Here is a 14,740-nt window from a genome sequence, read left to right as displayed (position 1 = left end):
CGCGGCGTCAGCGCGAGGCCGACAGGGGGCGCTGTACGCGGATCGACTGGAGCAGCCCGATCGCGATCCAGACCGCGAACATGGAAGTGCCGCCGTAGGAGACGAACGGCAGGGGGAGGCCGGTGACAGGCATGATGCCGAGGGTCATACCGACGTTCTCGAAGGCCTGGAAGGCGAACCACGCGATGATGCCGGCGGCGACGATCGTGCCGTAGAGCTCGGTGGACTCGCGTGCGATCCGGCAGGCGCGCCACAGGACCACACCGAGCAGCACGATGATCAGGCCCGCGCCCAGGAAGCCGAGCTCCTCACCGGCGACGGTGAAGATGAAGTCCGTTTGCTGTTCGGGGACGAACTGGCCGGTGGTCTGGCTGCCGTGGAAGAGGCCGGAGCCGGTCAGTCCGCCGCCGCCGATCGCGATCCGGGCCTGGTTGGTGTTGTAGCCGACACCGGCCGGGTCGAGGCTCGGGTTGGCGAACGCGGCGAACCGGGCGATCTGGTAGGCGTCCAGCAGACCGAGCTGCCAGATGGCGACACAGCCCACGACGCCGGTGCCGGCCAGCCCGAGGATCCAGCGGTTGGAGGCACCGGAGGAGAGCAGTACGCCCAGGATGACGGCGCCGAGCACCATGACCGAGCCGAGGTCGGGCATCAGCATGATCACGCCGACGGGAACGGCGGCCAGACCGAGGGCCTGGACGACGGTGCGGTGACCGGGGTGCGGGCGGTCCCCCGCGTCGACCCGGGACGCCAGGATCATCGCCATGCCGAGCGTGATGGTGATCTTCGCGAACTCGGCGGGCTGGAGCGAGAAGCCGCCGGGGATCGCCAGCCAGGAACGCGAGCCGTTGATGGTGGCGCCCAGCGGCGTCAGCACCAGCAGCGCCAGCACGACCGAGAGGGCGTACAGGATCGGGACCGCACCGCGGAGCGTGCGGTGCCCGAGCCAGATCGTGCCGGCGGCCAGCGTCAGGCCGATGCCGAGATTGAGCAGATGGTGCAGGAAGTAGTAGTACTCGTCACCGTGGTTGAGCTCGGTGCGGTTGCGGGTGGCGGAGAAGACCAGAATCGAACCCATCAGCGACAGCACCAGACAGGACAGCAGCAGCATCCAGTCCAGCTTGCGCAGCACCGAATCGCGCGCCGTCAGCTTGCCCCAGGTACCGAGCTCGGGGGTGTAGCGCCGGATCGAGAACGCCCGGGAGGTATGGCTGGTCGTCACTGTGGGCTCTCCGATGCGGACGGCGACGGCAGGACATACGGCTTGATGGGCTGAGCCTGGATGCTCCCGTCACCCTCGATCTTGGGGAGCGAGCCCTGGGGCTTCGGCAACAGGGCGGCCTTCGGGTTGATCCCTCCCTTCTCGTCGACTCCGTACAGGGCGTTGTAGATGTTGCGTACGGCCGGACCGGAGGCACCGGAGCCGGTACCACCCTGGGCGATCGTCATGACGATCGTGTAGTCCTTGGTGTACGTCGCGAACCACGAGGTGGTCTGCTTCCCGTAGACCTCGGCGGTACCGGTCTTGGCGTGCATCGGGATCTTGTCCTGCGGCCAGCCCTGGAAGCGCCATGCGGCGGTACCGCGGGTGGCCACACCCGCCAGCGCGGAATCGATCTGCCGGAGCGTCTTGGGGGAGTCGGGCAGCTTGCCGTGCGACTTGGGCTCGATCCGCTGCACCCTCTTGCCGTCGGGGCTGACGATGGCCTTGCCGACGGTCGGGTTGTAGAGCGTGCCGCCGTTGCTGATCGCGCCGTAGATGGACGCCATCTGGATCGGTGTGACGAGGGTGTCGCCCTGTCCGATGGCGTAGTTGATGGAGTCGTAGGCGTGCAGCTTCATGCCTTCGAGGCAGCCCTCACGGGCGAGCTTGGTACCGAAGTCCTTCTTCTTGGGCCAGGCCTTGGCCTGCTTGCACCAGCCGGCCTTGTTGGCCTTCCAGAAGGCGTTCTTCCACTTGCGGTCGGGGACCCGGCCGGTGACCTCGTTGGGAAGGTCGATGCCGGTCTCCTTGCCGAGACCGAACTGGTGGGCGGTCCGGTAGAACCAGTCGTTGGGGTCCTTCTTGGGCTTGTCCCCGCCGTCCTTCTTCCACTCCTCGTGCGAGAGCCGGTAGAAGACGGTGTCGCAGGAGACCTCCAGCGCCCGGCCCAGGCTGATGTCGCCGTGGCCCTCCCCCTCGAAGTTCTTGAAGACCTGGCCGCCGATGCTGTACGAGCTGGTGCAGGGGTAGTGGCCGTTGAAGTCATAGCCCGCGTTGATCGCGGCCGTGGTCGAGATGACCTTGAAGATCGAGCCGGGGGCGGCCTGTCCCTGGATGGCGCGGTTCAGCAGCGGATAGTTGGAGCCCTTGCCGGTGAGGTGGGCGTAGTCCTTGCCGGAGATGCCGCCGACCCAGGCATTGGGGTCGTAGTTGGGGTTGGAGGCCATGGCCACCACCCGGCCGGTCTTGGCCTCCATCACGACGACGGCGCCCGAGTCGGCCTTGTAGTTGGTGCCGGTGTTCTTGTCGTGCACCTTGCGGGCGTCCTTCATGGCCTGTTCGAGCTGCTTCTCCGCTATGGCCTGCACCCTCGCGTCGATGCTGGTGACGACGCTCGAACCGCCCTGGCCCTTCTCGCTGTTGGCCTGGCCGATGACCCGGCCCAGGTTGTCGACCTCATAGCGGGTGACGGCTGCCTTGCCGCGCAGCGAGCTGTCGTACGTACGCTCCAGACCGGACCGGCCGATCTGGTCGGAGCGCAGGAACGGCGAGCTGGTGTTCTTGGCCTTGTTGATCTCCCCGTCGGTCACCGGCGAGAGGTAGCCGAGCACCTGGGCGGTGTTGGCGTTGCCGGGAGCGGCGTAGCGGCGGACGGCGGTGGGCTCGGCGCTGATGCCGGGGAAGTCCTCGGAGCGCTCGCGGATCTGGAGGGCCTGCTGGGTGGTGGCCTCGTCGGTGATCGGGATCGGCTGGTACGGCGAACCGTTCCAGCAGGGCTGCGGGGTCTTGGAGTCACACAGCCGGACCTTGTTGCGGATCTCCTTCTCGGACAGGCCGAGCACGTTGGCCAGCCGGCCGAGCACGGCCTTGCCGTCGTCCTTCATCTTCAGCAGCTCGGTACGGCTCGCGGAGACGACCAGACGGGTCTGGTTGTCGGCCAGCGGCACCCCGCGCGCATCGAGGATGGAGCCGCGGGTGGCGGGCTCGATGACCTGCTGGACGTGGTTGTTCTTCGCCTCCGTGGCGTACTCCTGGCCGTTGCGGATCTGCAGATACCAGAGCCGGCCGCCGAGGGTGAGCAGCAGGGAGAAGACCAGGATCTGGATCGCGATGAGCCGGACGCTGACCCGGGAGGTCCGGGTTTCCGGGAGATTACTCATGGCGCGCGGCGCCTCCACGAGAGGTGGTGGTCGGGAAAAGGAAGGGCGTCACAGTCGCTTGACCCCCTTGATGCGGCCCACCTTGTCGCGGGCCGACTTGCCGAGCAGACTGCCGCGCTGGCTGCCGATGCCCGTCCCCGTGCGCAGGGATTTCATGGCGCCGCGGCTGGCCTTGAGTCCCGTACCGGTGGTGAGCCAGCCGTACCCGGAATCCCGGCCGCCGGCCACACCGCTCGGGCTGCCGGAGCCCTCGCCGGCCAGCGGATCGTGCTCCGTTCTCCGTGCCAGTGCCATCACCAGAGGAACGGTGAAGGGGGCCAGCAGCAGGTCGTAGAGGGTGGCGCTGAGCAGCAGTCCGACGATGCCGACGTGGCGGGCGGCGGTGTCACCGACCAGCGCGCCGACGCCGGCGTACATCAGCGTCGAGCCGACGGCGGCACCGAGGACGACGATCAGCGGCAGCGTCGCCGAGCGGTGCCGGCCCGAGTCCGGCTTGGTCAGGCCCGCGGCATAGCCGATGACGCAGAGCACCAGCGCATAGCGGCCGATGGCGTGGTCGGAGGGCGGAGCGAGGTCGGCCAGCAGCCCGGCGAAGAACCCGACCAGCGCACCACCGACATGGCCGTAGACCAACGCCAGACCGACCACGACGAGCAGCAGCAGGTCCGGTACGGCACCGGGAAGTTGGAGTCTGGCCAGCATGGTGACCTGGATGACGAGGGCGACGACCACCAGCGGGGCCGCGAGCAGGATCCGGTTGATGCGCATCGGTCAGCTCCTGGGAGAAGCGCTCGCGGAGGGGGTGGCCGTGACGGTGACCGTCGGCGTCGGCTTCGGCTTCGCGGGCGCCGGCGGCAGGACGGTGTCACGCGGATCCTGGCGGGGCGGTGCGACGACTACGCCGACGATGTCGAGCTGGGAGAAGGCGACATAGGGCCGGACCTGGAGGGCGCGGGTCAGATCGCCGTTGGACGGCTCGACCTTGACGACCTTGCCGACGGGCACGCCGGGCACGAACGGCTTGTCCTTGCTGGAGCCGAAGGTGACCAGGCGGTCGCCCCGCTTGATGTTGGCCTTGCCGTTGAGGAGCTGGACGCGCAGCGAGCCGACGCCCTGCCCGTTGGCGAAGCCGATCTCGTTGGTCTTCTCCATGCGGGTGCCGACGGTGAAGTCGGGGTCGGCGGCCAGCAGGACGGTGGAGGTGTCGGCTCCGACGGTGGTGACCCGGCCGACCAGACCGTCGCCGTTGAGCACGGTCATGTCGCGGGCGATGCCGTCACGGCGGCCGGCGTCGATGGTGACGGTCCAGGAGAAGCCCTGGGCCGAGCCGATGGCGATGACCTGGGCGCCCTTGATGCCGTACTGGCCGGTGCCCGCGGTCTTGAGGATCTTGTCGAGCTGGGCGGCGCGGCTGCGGTTCCGGTCGGAGGAGCCGAGCTTGGCCTTCAGCGCCTCGTTGTCGTGCTCCAGCTTGCTGATCCGGTCGTGCCGTCTGCCGGAGTCCCGCACGGCACCGACGGCGTTGCCGACCGGGCTGACGACGCGGGCGACGCCGCTTTCGACCGGGCCGAAGGCGGAGGCGGCGGCTTGCCGGGCACCATCGAGCGGGGACTGTTCGCCGCCGCGGATATCGACCGTGATCAGCGCGAACGCGATCGCGACCAGCAGCACCAGCAGCAGCCGGCTCTCTCGTGTGTCCCTCACGTGCGGCGGCCGTGTCCTTCCTCGTAGGACCGGCCGGCTGCGGGCCCCGCCGGTCTCGTTCGGGAGTTGAGCGTTGTGCCTTGATATGACGGTGCCGAGGTGAAGCGTCAGCGCACCGTGTCTGTCGGGATGTTGTGCCTGTATATCAGCGATCCGCCGGACGGACCGGCCGCGGTCGCAGGGGTCCCGACCGCCGCGGACGCCGCTCGACGGCCGCGGCGCGGATCGGGACCCGGGCCGTGCTACCTGCGCGGCTGGGAGTCGAGAACCTGCTGGAGCGCCTCGAACTCCTCGACGCACTTGCCGGAACCGAGCGCGACGGAGTCGAGCGGGTCCTCGGCGATGTGGATGGGCATACCGGTCTCGCGGCGCAGCCGCTCGTCGAGGCCGCGGAGCAGGGCGCCGCCTCCGGTGAGCACGATGCCGCGGTCCATGACGTCACCGGACAGCTCCGGCGGGCACTTGTCGAGCGTCGTCTTGACCGCGTCGACGATGGAGTTGACCGGCTCCTCGATGGCCTTGCGGACCTCGGCGGCCGAGATGACGACGGTCTTCGGCAGGCCGGAGACCAGGTCACGGCCGCGGATCTCGGTGTGCTCGTCCTGTTCGAGGTCGTACGCCGAACCGATGGTGATCTTGATGCTCTCGGCGGTGCGCTCGCCCAGCAGAAGGCTGTACTCCTTCTTGATGTGCTGGATGATCGCGTTGTCGAGTTCATCGCCGGCCACCCGGATGGACTGCGCGGTGACGATGCCGCCGAGCGAGATGACCGCGACCTCGGTCGTACCGCCGCCGATGTCCACGACCATGTTGCCGGTGGCCTCGTGGACCGGCAGGCCGGACCCAATCGCGGCGGCCATCGGTTCCTCGATGATGTGGACCTGGCGCGCGCCGGCCTGGGTCGAGGCCTCGATGACCGCGCGGCGCTCGACTCCGGTGATGCCGGAGGGGACACACACGACGACCCGCGGGCGGGCCAGATAGCGCCGCTTGTGGATCTTGAGAATGAAGTAGCGGAGCATCCGCTCGGTGATCTCGAAATCGGCGATCACGCCGTCTTTCAGGGGCCGTACGGCGACGATGTTGCCGGGCGTGCGCCCGATCATCTTCTTCGCCTCAGCACCTACCGCGAGGATGCCGCCGGTGTTGGTGTTGATGGCCACGACCGACGGCTCGTTGAGGACGATGCCGCGGCCCCTGACGTACACCAGCGTGTTGGCGGTCCCGAGGTCGACAGCCATGTCACGGCCGATGAACGACATGTTGTTCCCCATGAGGATACGTCTGGCCTTCCCAACTGGAGCGAATGCTTACTGGAGGTCGGCAGGAGGTGATGCGCTGTGCGGCGCGGAAGTCTCCATCGTAGTTCGTAGTGCGCCCACTCGAACACGTCGGGAGGCTGTTCCGCCATTGTCAGCCGTACACGCACCCGCCCCCCTTAATGGTGACGTCGTGTCGCGGTGATGCGTTCCCCCGATCGTGTCGTATACACCAAAGGGCGACCGATGATTTTGTCGGTCGCCCCTGGTCACGGGGGTTATGCAGCTGACGATCCGTCAGGAAATCCCGGGGAAGAAAATCTTGATCTCGCGCTCGGCGGACTCTTCGGAATCCGATGCATGGATCAGATTCTCTCGGGTGATCGTTCCGAAGTCCCCACGAATGGACCCACTCGGCGCGGCAATCGGGTCAGTCGGACCCGCGAGCATCCGTACGCCCTCGATCACCCGCTCACCCTCGACGACCATCGAGACCACCGGTCCGGAGGACATGAAAGCGACCAGGGGCTCGTAGAACGGCTTGCCGACATGCTCGGCGTAGTGCTGCTCAAGAAGCGCACGGTCCAGGCCGCGCAGCTCCAGCGCGCTGATCGTCCAGCCGGCCTTCTTCTCGATACGGCCGATGATCTCGCCGATCAGACCGCGCTTGACGGCGTCAGGCTTGAGGAGGACGAGGGTGCGCTGGCTCACGGAGGGACTCCCTGGATATGAACAACGGTCAGCGGGTGAACTTGAGGCTACATGGGTGACCAGGGCCTGCCCGGCCCCGCCCCCGGCCTCCGGCACGGCCCCTGAGGGCCTCCCCGCGGCCGGGCCGGGACGGCCCGCTAGGCCGGCTCCCCCGACGCCTCGGCCTGCGCCGCCCAACGGGCCTTCGCCTCATCGATCTTGCGGCCGAAGTGGACCGACGCCCACCACAGGGCCGCGAAGACCACACCCAGGAAGAACATCGTCGGGACCACGAAACCGCTGGCGATCAGGGCGAACTGCAGCACCCAGCCGAGCTGGACACCACCCGGACGGGTCAGCATCCCGCACAGCAGGATGGTCAGCAGCATCGCGATGCCGCTGACCGTCCAGATCGTGGCCGCCGGCAGTGCGGTCATCTGCATCGCGACCAGACCGGCGAAGCCGATCACGAAGAATTCGCCTATCAGAGTGCCGGCACACAGTGTCCGCATGTCAGCTCCTCCCCATCAGCAGCCGGGCCTCGCCGACCGTGATCACCGAGCCGGTCACCAGCACGCCCGCTCCGGAGAACTCGCCCTCTTCCTCGGCGAGGGTGATCGCCGCCTCCAGGGCGTCGTCGAGCCGCGGCTCGACCTGGACCCGCTCGGCGCCGAAGACCTCGACGGCGATGGCCGCCAGCTCATCCGGATCCATCGCACGATGGCTGGAATTACGTGTCACCACGACCTCGGCGAAGATCGGCTCGAACGCCTCCAGGAAGCCCCGTACGTCCTTGTCCCCGCTGGCGCCGACGACGCCCACCAGCCGGCTGAACCCGAACGCCTCGGTGACCGCCTCGGCCGCCGCCCGCGCACCCGCCGGGTTGTGTGCCGCGTCCAGCACGACCGTGGGGCTGCGCCGCACGACCTCCATCCGGCCGGGCGAGGTGACGGCGGCGAACGCGGAGCGGAGGGTGTCGATGTCCAGGGTGCGGGCGTGATCCGAGCCGACACCGAAGAACGCCTCGACCGCGGCGAGCGCCACCGCGGCGTTGTGCGCCTGATGGGCGCCGTACAGCGGAAGGAAGATCTCGGGATACTCGCCGCCCAGTCCGCGCAGCGTCAGCATCTGTCCGCCGACCGCGACCTCGCGGGTGAGCACCCCGAACTCCATGCCCTCACGGGCGACCGTGGCATCCACCTCGACCGCGCGCTTGAGCATCACCGAGGCCGCGTCCACCGGCTGCTGGGCCAGCACGACCGTGGCGTCCTTCTTGATGATCCCGGACTTCTCACCGGCGATCTGCTCGGGCGTCTCCCCCAGCCGGTCGGTGTGGTCCAGCGCGATCGGGGTGATCACCGCGACATCGCCGTCGATGACGTTCGTCGCGTCCCAGGTGCCGCCCATGCCGACCTCGACGACCGCGACGTCCACGGGGCTGTCCGCGAAGGCGGCGTACGCCATCGCCGTGAGCACCTCGAAGAACGAGAGGCGGTACTCCTGCTGGGAGTCGACCATCTCCACATACGGGGCGATGTCCCGGTACGTCTCGATGAACTGCTCGGCGGAGATCGGGGCGGCGTCCAGGCTGATCCGCTCGGTGATCGACTGGACGTGCGGGCTCGTATAGCGGCCGGTGCGCAGGTCGAAGGCGGACAGCAGGGACTCGATCATGCGGGCGGTGCTGGTCTTGCCGTTGGTGCCCGTGATGTGGATGGACGGGTAGGCGCGCTGTGGTTCGCCCAGGATGTCCAGCAGCGCCACGATGCGCTGGACCGACGGGTCGAGCTTGGTCTCGCCCCAGCGGCCGGCCAGCTCCTCCTCGACGGCGCGCAGTGCACGGTCGACCTCGGGGTCGGCCGGCCGGGCGGGAATCCCGTCCCCCTGCGGCGGCCCGGCCTGGGCGCGCAGGGTCCGGCTGCCGGCCTCGATCACCGCAAGATCCGGGTCACGGTCGGTCTCCGCCTCGACCAGTTCGTCGAAGGCTTCGTTCGGGTCGGGGTCGTCGTTCTGGGGGCGCTCGCTCACACCGACCAGTCTACGAGGCACGTGTGACAGCGGTGCGCTGCGCTGCCCTCCCCCGATACCGCGCCGTATGCCGGGGGCCGGCCGGCGCGACCGGCTCCCCGACCGCGCCCGTACGCCGGAGCCGCCCCTCGCCTACGTCAGTGCCGCCTTCATCATGGCCCGCGCGATCGGGCCCGCCAGGCCGTTGCCGGAGACCTCGTTGCGGGCGGCATGCCCGTCCTCGACCATCACGGCCACCGCCACCTGGTGTCCCTTGCCGTCCCCGGCGTACGAGACGAACCAGGCGTAGGGCGTACCGCTGTTGTCGACGCCGTGCTGGGCGGTGCCCGTCTTGCCGCCGACGGTCAGTCCGCCGATCTTCGCGCCGGACCCGGTGCCCTTGTCCACGACCGTCTGCATCGCCGACCGCAGCTGCCGGGCCGTACCCGCCGACATGGCCTTGCCGTCGCCGTACGTCGCCGGCCCGAAGTCCTGGACGGTGTTGCCGCCGCCGTCGGTCAGCTTGTCGACCAGCTGCGGGGTCTTGAGCTCGCCGCCGTTCGCGATGGCCGAGGAGACCATCGCCATCTGCAGCGGGGTCGCCTGGTCGTCGAACTGGCCGATCCCGGAGAGCGCGGTCTGTGCCTCGTCCATGTCGGAGGGGTAGACGCTCTTGCCGGCCCGCACCGGGGTGTCCATCTTGTCGTCGTTGAAGCCGAACTTCTCGGCCTGCGCCTTCACCTTGTCCTTGCCCAGGTCGACGGCCATCTTCGCGAAGACGGTGTTGCAGGAGTACTGGAGCGCGGTGCGGATGTCCGCGTTCTTGCAGGGCGCGGAGGTGTTCTCGTTGGAGAGCTTGGTGTGGGTGTGCGGGAGGGTGTACGGGTCGGGGCTGTCGGTGGGCTCGTCCACCGAGGAGTACAGACCGTTCTCCAGCGCGGCCGCGGCGACCACCAGCTTGAAGGTGGAGCCGGGCGGCAGCGGCTGCCGCAGCGCCCGGTTGACCTCGGGGTGTTCCGCGTCGCCGGACATCTTCTTCCAGGCCTTCTGGTCGGCCCCGGCGGACCCCGCGAACTTCCCCGGGTCGTACGACGGGGTGCTGACCATGCCCAGGGTCCGCCCCGTGGCCGGGTCCATGGCGACGGCGGCGCCCTTCTTGCCGTCCAGCGCCCGGTAGCCGGCCTTCTGCACCGCGGGGTCGACGGTGGTGGCCACATCGCCGCCCTTGGCCCGGGTGCGGGTCAGCGCGTCGGTGGGGCTCTGCAGCCGGCTGTCGGAGCCGTCGAGGAGGTCGCCGTAGAGGCTCTCCAGCTGGTTGTGGCCGTAGATCTGCGAGGTGAAGCCGGTGACCGGGGCGTAGAGCTTGCCGTCCTGGTAGGTCCGCTTGTACTTGAGCGTGGAGGAGGTGGCGGCGGAGCCGGTCACCGGCTCCCCGCCGACGAGGATGTTGCCCAGCGGCGCCGCGTACTTGCCGATCGTCACCCGCGGATTGTGCGGGTCCTCCTTGAAGTCACTCGCCTTTGCGCCCTGAAGCCAGGTGGCCCAGCCCATCAGCGCGACGATGAGGGCCAGACAGAAGATCGAGGCACGGCGCAGGGGCTTGTTCATGGGGCGCGGCTCCTCGTGGTGGACGTGCGGATCTGCCGGAACTACGGCATTCCGGTCCACCGTGCCTCGGCTTCATGAGAGGGCAATGAGAACGGCCGGATGCACCGGCCGGGACAACTTTCCGCCGCCTTTCGCCCTCTTCCACGGCGGGCTGTATTCCTCCCCGGTGATCACCACGAGGCAGCGCACGGAAAGGCAGGAGCTGAAGAGGGGTGCCGGCAATCAGTCAGCGGATGCACTTAATACTGCTCACCGCCTGGACGGTGCTGTGGTTCGTCGTCGTCGAACCGCACGGCGGCTTCTCCTGGCACTATCTGCGCACCGGCGGCGAACTGATCTACCAGGGCGACGCGGGCGACGGCTCCGGCGGGCTCAACCTCTACGCGCACCACCCCGAGCTCCAGATGGGCCCGCTCAGCTTTCTGACGGCCGGCCTGTTCAACCCCTTCCCCGAGGCCACCGGGCAGTTCCTGGCCGCGGCCCTGATGTCGCTGCTCGGCCTGGTCATCGTGGTGCTGGCGGGCCGCAGCGCCGCCCACCACTTCCTGGGCACCGGCACCAACCACCAGCGGCTGCGGCAGCGCGTACTGATCGCCGGGCTGGCCTTCATCCCCATGTGGATCGAGGTGGGGGTCCGCTTCGGGCATCTCGACGACGTCCTCGCGCTGTTCTTCACCGCCCTCGTGGTACGTGCCCTCACCCGGGGCAACGCCGCGCTCACCGGCGCCTGCCTGGCCCTGGCGATGGATTCCAAGCCCACCGCACTGGCCTTCCTCCCCCTGCTGCTCGCCCTGCCGAGGGAGAAGTGGCTGCGCGCCGGGCTGTGGTGCGCGGGTCTGGTCGCGGTCGCCTGGCTGCCGTTCTTCATCGGCGACTCCCAGTCGTTCGCCGCGGCGAAGTTCGCCATCCCCAACCATCCGGCGTCCGCGCTGCGTTGGCTGGGCGTCGGCGACCCCGAGACCCCCGGCTGGGACCGCCCCGCCCAGGCCGCCCTCGGCCTGGCACTGGGCTCGGTCGCCGTCTGGCGGGGCCGCTGGGCGGCAGTCGTCCTGCTGGGCGCCAATGCCCGCATCGTCCTCGACCCCAGCGTCTACACGTACTACACCGCGTCGGTACTGCTCGGCACCCTGCTGTGGGACGTCATCGGCCAGCGCCGACTGGTCCCCTGGTGGAGCTGGCTGGCCCTGCTCACCCTCTACGGCAGTGTCTTCGCGGTCCCCGACGATGCCGCCCGGGGCCTGATCCGCCTGGCGTTCGTGGCCGTCTCGACGGCGTATGTCCTGCTCTGGCCGGTACGCGAACGGGGGCGGCGGGGACCGGGACGCCGCAGGCCCCCCGCCCGTACGGACGAGGGGCCTGCGCACGACGGTCCCCTGGGCGGCCCGGGTCCCGGCCCGGGGCCGGGTGCCGCGCCTACGCCTTGGGCAGGGCCGCCAGCTGCGCGGTGATCCGGACGATGTCCGCCTCCGCGGCCTCCAGCCGGCCGCGGATCTTGTCCACGACCTTCTCCGGCGCCTTGGCGAGGAACGCCTCGTTGCCGAGCTTGGCGGTGGCCTGCGCCTTCTCCTTCTCGGCGGCGCCCAGGTCCTTGGTCAGCCGCTTGCGCTCGGCCTCGACGTCGATCACGCCGGACAGGTCCAGGGCGACCGTCGCGCCCGCGACCGGCAGCGAGGCGGTGGCGCTGAAGTCCTCACCGGCCGGCTGCAGTCGCAGCAGCGAGCGCATCGCGGCCTCGTGCGCGGCCAGTGCCGTGCCGGCCAGCTCCAGCCGCGCCGGGACCTTCTGGCCCGGCTGCAGCCCCTGGTCGGAACGGAAGCGGCGGACCTCGGTGACGACCTGCTGGACGGTCTCGATCTCCCGCTCGGCCGCCGCGTCCCGGAAGCCGCCCGGGGCGTCGGCCCCGGCGACGAGCACAGCCTTCGGCCAGTCGGCGATCACGACCGACTCACCGCCGGTCAGCGTCGTCCACAGGGTCTCGGTGACGAACGGGACGATCGGGTGCAGCAGCCGCAGCGTGACGTCCAGGACCTCGCCCAGCACCCGGCGCGAGGCATCGGCGGCCGGGCCGCCCGCCATGAACGTGGTCTTGGACAGCTCGACGTACCAGTCGAAGACCTCGTCCCAGGCGAAGTGGAAGAGGGTGTCCGACAGCTTCGCGAACTGGTAGTCGTCGTAGTACGCATCGACCTCGGCGACGACCGAGTTCAGCCGGGACAGGATCCACCGGTCGGTCGCCGACAGCTGCTCGACGGGCGGCAGTTCGCCCTCCACCGTCGCGCCGTTCATCAGCGCGAAGCGGGTGGCGTTCCAGATCTTGTTGGCGAAGTTACGGGACCCCTGGACCCAGTCCTCGCCGATCGGGACGTCGACACCGGGGTTCGCCCCGCGTGCCAGCGTGAACCGGACCGCGTCCGAACCGTAGGCGTCCATCCAGTCCAGCGGATTGACCGCGTTCCCGAAGGACTTGGACATCTTCTTGCCGAACTGGTCGCGGACCATGCCGTGCAGCGCGATGGTGTGGAACGGCGGGGTGCCGTCCATCGCGTACAGCCCGAACATCATCATCCGGGCGACCCAGAAGAAGAGGATGTCGTAGCCGGTGACCAGGACGGAGTTCGGATAGAACTTCTCGACGCTCGGGGTCTGCTCGGGCCAGCCGAGCGTGGAGAACGGCCACAGCCCGGAGGAGAACCAGGTGTCCAGGACGTCGGTGTCCTGCGTCCAGCCCTCCCCGGTGGGCGCCTCCTCGTCCGGTCCGACGCAGACGACCTCGCCGTTCGGCCCGTACCAGACGGGGATCCGGTGGCCCCACCACAGCTGCCGCGAGATGCACCAGTCGTGGAGGTTGTCGACCCAGCCGAAGTAGCGGGACTCCATCTCCTTGGGGTGGATCTTGACCTTGCCCTCGCGGACCGCGTCACCGGCGGCCTTCGCCAGCGGGCCGACCTTGACCCACCACTGCATCGACAGCCGCGGCTCGATGGTGGTCTTGCAGCGTGAGCAGTGCCCGACGGAGTGCGGGTACGGGCGCTTCTCGGCGACGATCCGGCCCTCGGCGCGCAGCGCGCCGACGATCGCGGAACGAGCCTCGAAGCGGTCCAGGCCTTGGAAGGGGCCGTGCGCCGTGATCACGCCGCGCTCGTCGAGGACGGCGAGGTTGGGCAGCCCGTGACGGCGGCCGATCTCGAAGTCGTTGGGGTCGTGCGCCGGGGTGACCTTGACAGCACCCGTGCCGAACTCCGGGTCGACATGCTCGTCGGCGACGACCGGGATCCGGCGGCCGGTCAGCGGCAACTCGATCTCGGTACCGACGAGATGGGCGTAGCGCTCGTCCTCCGGGTGGACGGCGACCGCGGTGTCCCCGAGCATCGTCTCGGCCCGCGTCGTCGCGACGACGATGGCGGTGTCGCCCTCGCCGTACCGGATGGAGACGAGCTCGCCGTCGTCGTCCTGGTACTCCACCTCGATGTCCGAGATGGCGGTCAGACAGCGCGGGCACCAGTTGATGATCCGCTCGGCGCGGTAGATCAACTCGTCGTCGTGGAGCCGCTTGAAGATCGTCTGGACGGACTTGGACAGGCCCTCGTCCATGGTGAAGCGCTCGCGCGACCAGGCGACGCCGTCGCCGAGCCGCCGCATCTGGCCGGAGATCTGTCCGCCGGACTCGTTCTTCCACTGCCAGACCCGCTCGACGAACGCCTCACGGCCCAGGTCGTGCCGGGAGACGCCCTCCTTGGCGAGCTCCCGCTCGACGACGTTCTGGGTGGCGATACCGGCGTGGTCCATACCGGGCTGCCAGAGCGTCTCGTAGCCCTGCATGCGCTTGCGGCGGGTGAGGGCGTCGATCAGCGTGTGCTCGAAGGCGTGCCCCAGGTGCAGGGAGCCGGTGACGTTCGGCGGCGGAATGACGACGGTGTACGGCGGCTTGTCGCTCTTCTCGTCCGCCTCGAAGTAGCCCCGCTCTACCCAGCGCTCGTACAGCGGCCCCTCTACATCGGCCGGCGTGTACTGAGTCGGCAGTTCGGGGGCGCTGTGGTTGCTCTGCTGAGTGTTCTCGGTCACGACGGACAGTGTACGGGCGCGGATGTAGCAGCTTCGAATCGGTTTCG

The 14,740-nt window shown here is 69.2% G+C and carries 11 protein-coding genes; 1 reads left to right on the top strand and 10 read right to left on the bottom strand.

What is annotated here, in order from left to right; all coding sequences use genetic code 11:
- Positions 1–7: 7 nt before the first annotated feature.
- From ACGFWI_RS33430 to ACGFWI_RS33390, 9 genes are all read right to left on the bottom strand, one after another.
- Positions 8–1,189: an FtsW/RodA/SpoVE family cell cycle protein gene (locus ACGFWI_RS33430; RefSeq protein WP_393909850.1), complete on the bottom strand. Its 1,182-nt coding sequence runs from the start codon at positions 1,187–1,189 to the stop codon at positions 8–10.
- Positions 1,190–1,218: 29 nt separating this feature from the next.
- A complete protein-coding gene (gene mrdA / locus ACGFWI_RS33425; RefSeq protein WP_393909805.1) occupies positions 1,219–3,363 on the bottom strand; it encodes a penicillin-binding protein 2 in 2,145 nt (714 codons plus the stop codon).
- A 48-nt stretch (positions 3,364–3,411) separates the two neighbouring features.
- Complete coding sequence (gene mreD, locus ACGFWI_RS33420; protein WP_393909804.1) at positions 3,412–4,131, bottom strand: rod shape-determining protein MreD; 720 nt, start codon at positions 4,129–4,131, stop codon at positions 3,412–3,414.
- Positions 4,132–4,134: 3 nt separating this feature from the next.
- Positions 4,135–5,067: a rod shape-determining protein MreC gene (mreC, locus tag ACGFWI_RS33415; RefSeq protein WP_393909803.1), complete on the bottom strand. Its 933-nt coding sequence runs from the start codon at positions 5,065–5,067 to the stop codon at positions 4,135–4,137.
- A 242-nt stretch (positions 5,068–5,309) separates the two neighbouring features.
- On the bottom strand, positions 5,310–6,329 hold the full coding sequence (locus tag ACGFWI_RS33410; RefSeq protein ID WP_003985182.1) for a rod shape-determining protein: 1,020 nt from the start codon (positions 6,327–6,329) through the stop codon (positions 5,310–5,312).
- Positions 6,330–6,623: 294 nt separating this feature from the next.
- The gene (gene ndk / locus ACGFWI_RS33405; protein ID WP_393909802.1) at positions 6,624–7,037 is read right to left on the bottom strand and encodes a nucleoside-diphosphate kinase; all 414 of its coding nucleotides are present in this window, start codon (positions 7,035–7,037) and stop codon (positions 6,624–6,626) included.
- A gap of 137 nt (positions 7,038–7,174) precedes the next feature.
- The gene (locus ACGFWI_RS33400; RefSeq protein ID WP_393909801.1) at positions 7,175–7,528 is read right to left on the bottom strand and encodes a DUF4233 domain-containing protein; all 354 of its coding nucleotides are present in this window, start codon (positions 7,526–7,528) and stop codon (positions 7,175–7,177) included.
- Position 7,529: 1 nt separating this feature from the next.
- A complete protein-coding gene (locus ACGFWI_RS33395; RefSeq protein ID WP_393909800.1) occupies positions 7,530–9,044 on the bottom strand; it encodes a bifunctional folylpolyglutamate synthase/dihydrofolate synthase in 1,515 nt (504 codons plus the stop codon).
- 132 nt (positions 9,045–9,176) lie between these two features.
- Positions 9,177–10,631: a peptidoglycan D,D-transpeptidase FtsI family protein gene (locus tag ACGFWI_RS33390; protein ID WP_393909799.1), complete on the bottom strand. Its 1,455-nt coding sequence runs from the start codon at positions 10,629–10,631 to the stop codon at positions 9,177–9,179.
- A 233-nt stretch (positions 10,632–10,864) separates the two neighbouring features.
- On the opposite strand from ACGFWI_RS33390, the gene ACGFWI_RS33385 reads away from it, so the two are divergent.
- Complete coding sequence (locus ACGFWI_RS33385; protein WP_393909798.1) at positions 10,865–12,079, top strand: hypothetical protein; 1,215 nt, start codon at positions 10,865–10,867, stop codon at positions 12,077–12,079.
- Here ACGFWI_RS33385 and ACGFWI_RS33380 read toward each other — a convergent pair.
- A complete protein-coding gene (locus tag ACGFWI_RS33380) occupies positions 12,045–14,693 on the bottom strand; it encodes a valine--tRNA ligase (protein ID WP_393909797.1) in 2,649 nt (882 codons plus the stop codon). The genes ACGFWI_RS33385 and ACGFWI_RS33380 overlap by 35 nt on opposite strands.
- Positions 14,694–14,740: the final 47 nt, after the last annotated feature.

This window comes from Streptomyces sp. NPDC048434 (genome assembly GCF_043200375.1).
In the GTDB taxonomy this organism is placed as follows: Bacteria; Actinomycetota; Actinomycetes; order Streptomycetales; family Streptomycetaceae; genus Streptomyces.
This window is presented reverse-complemented; position numbering and strand designations above follow the sequence as displayed.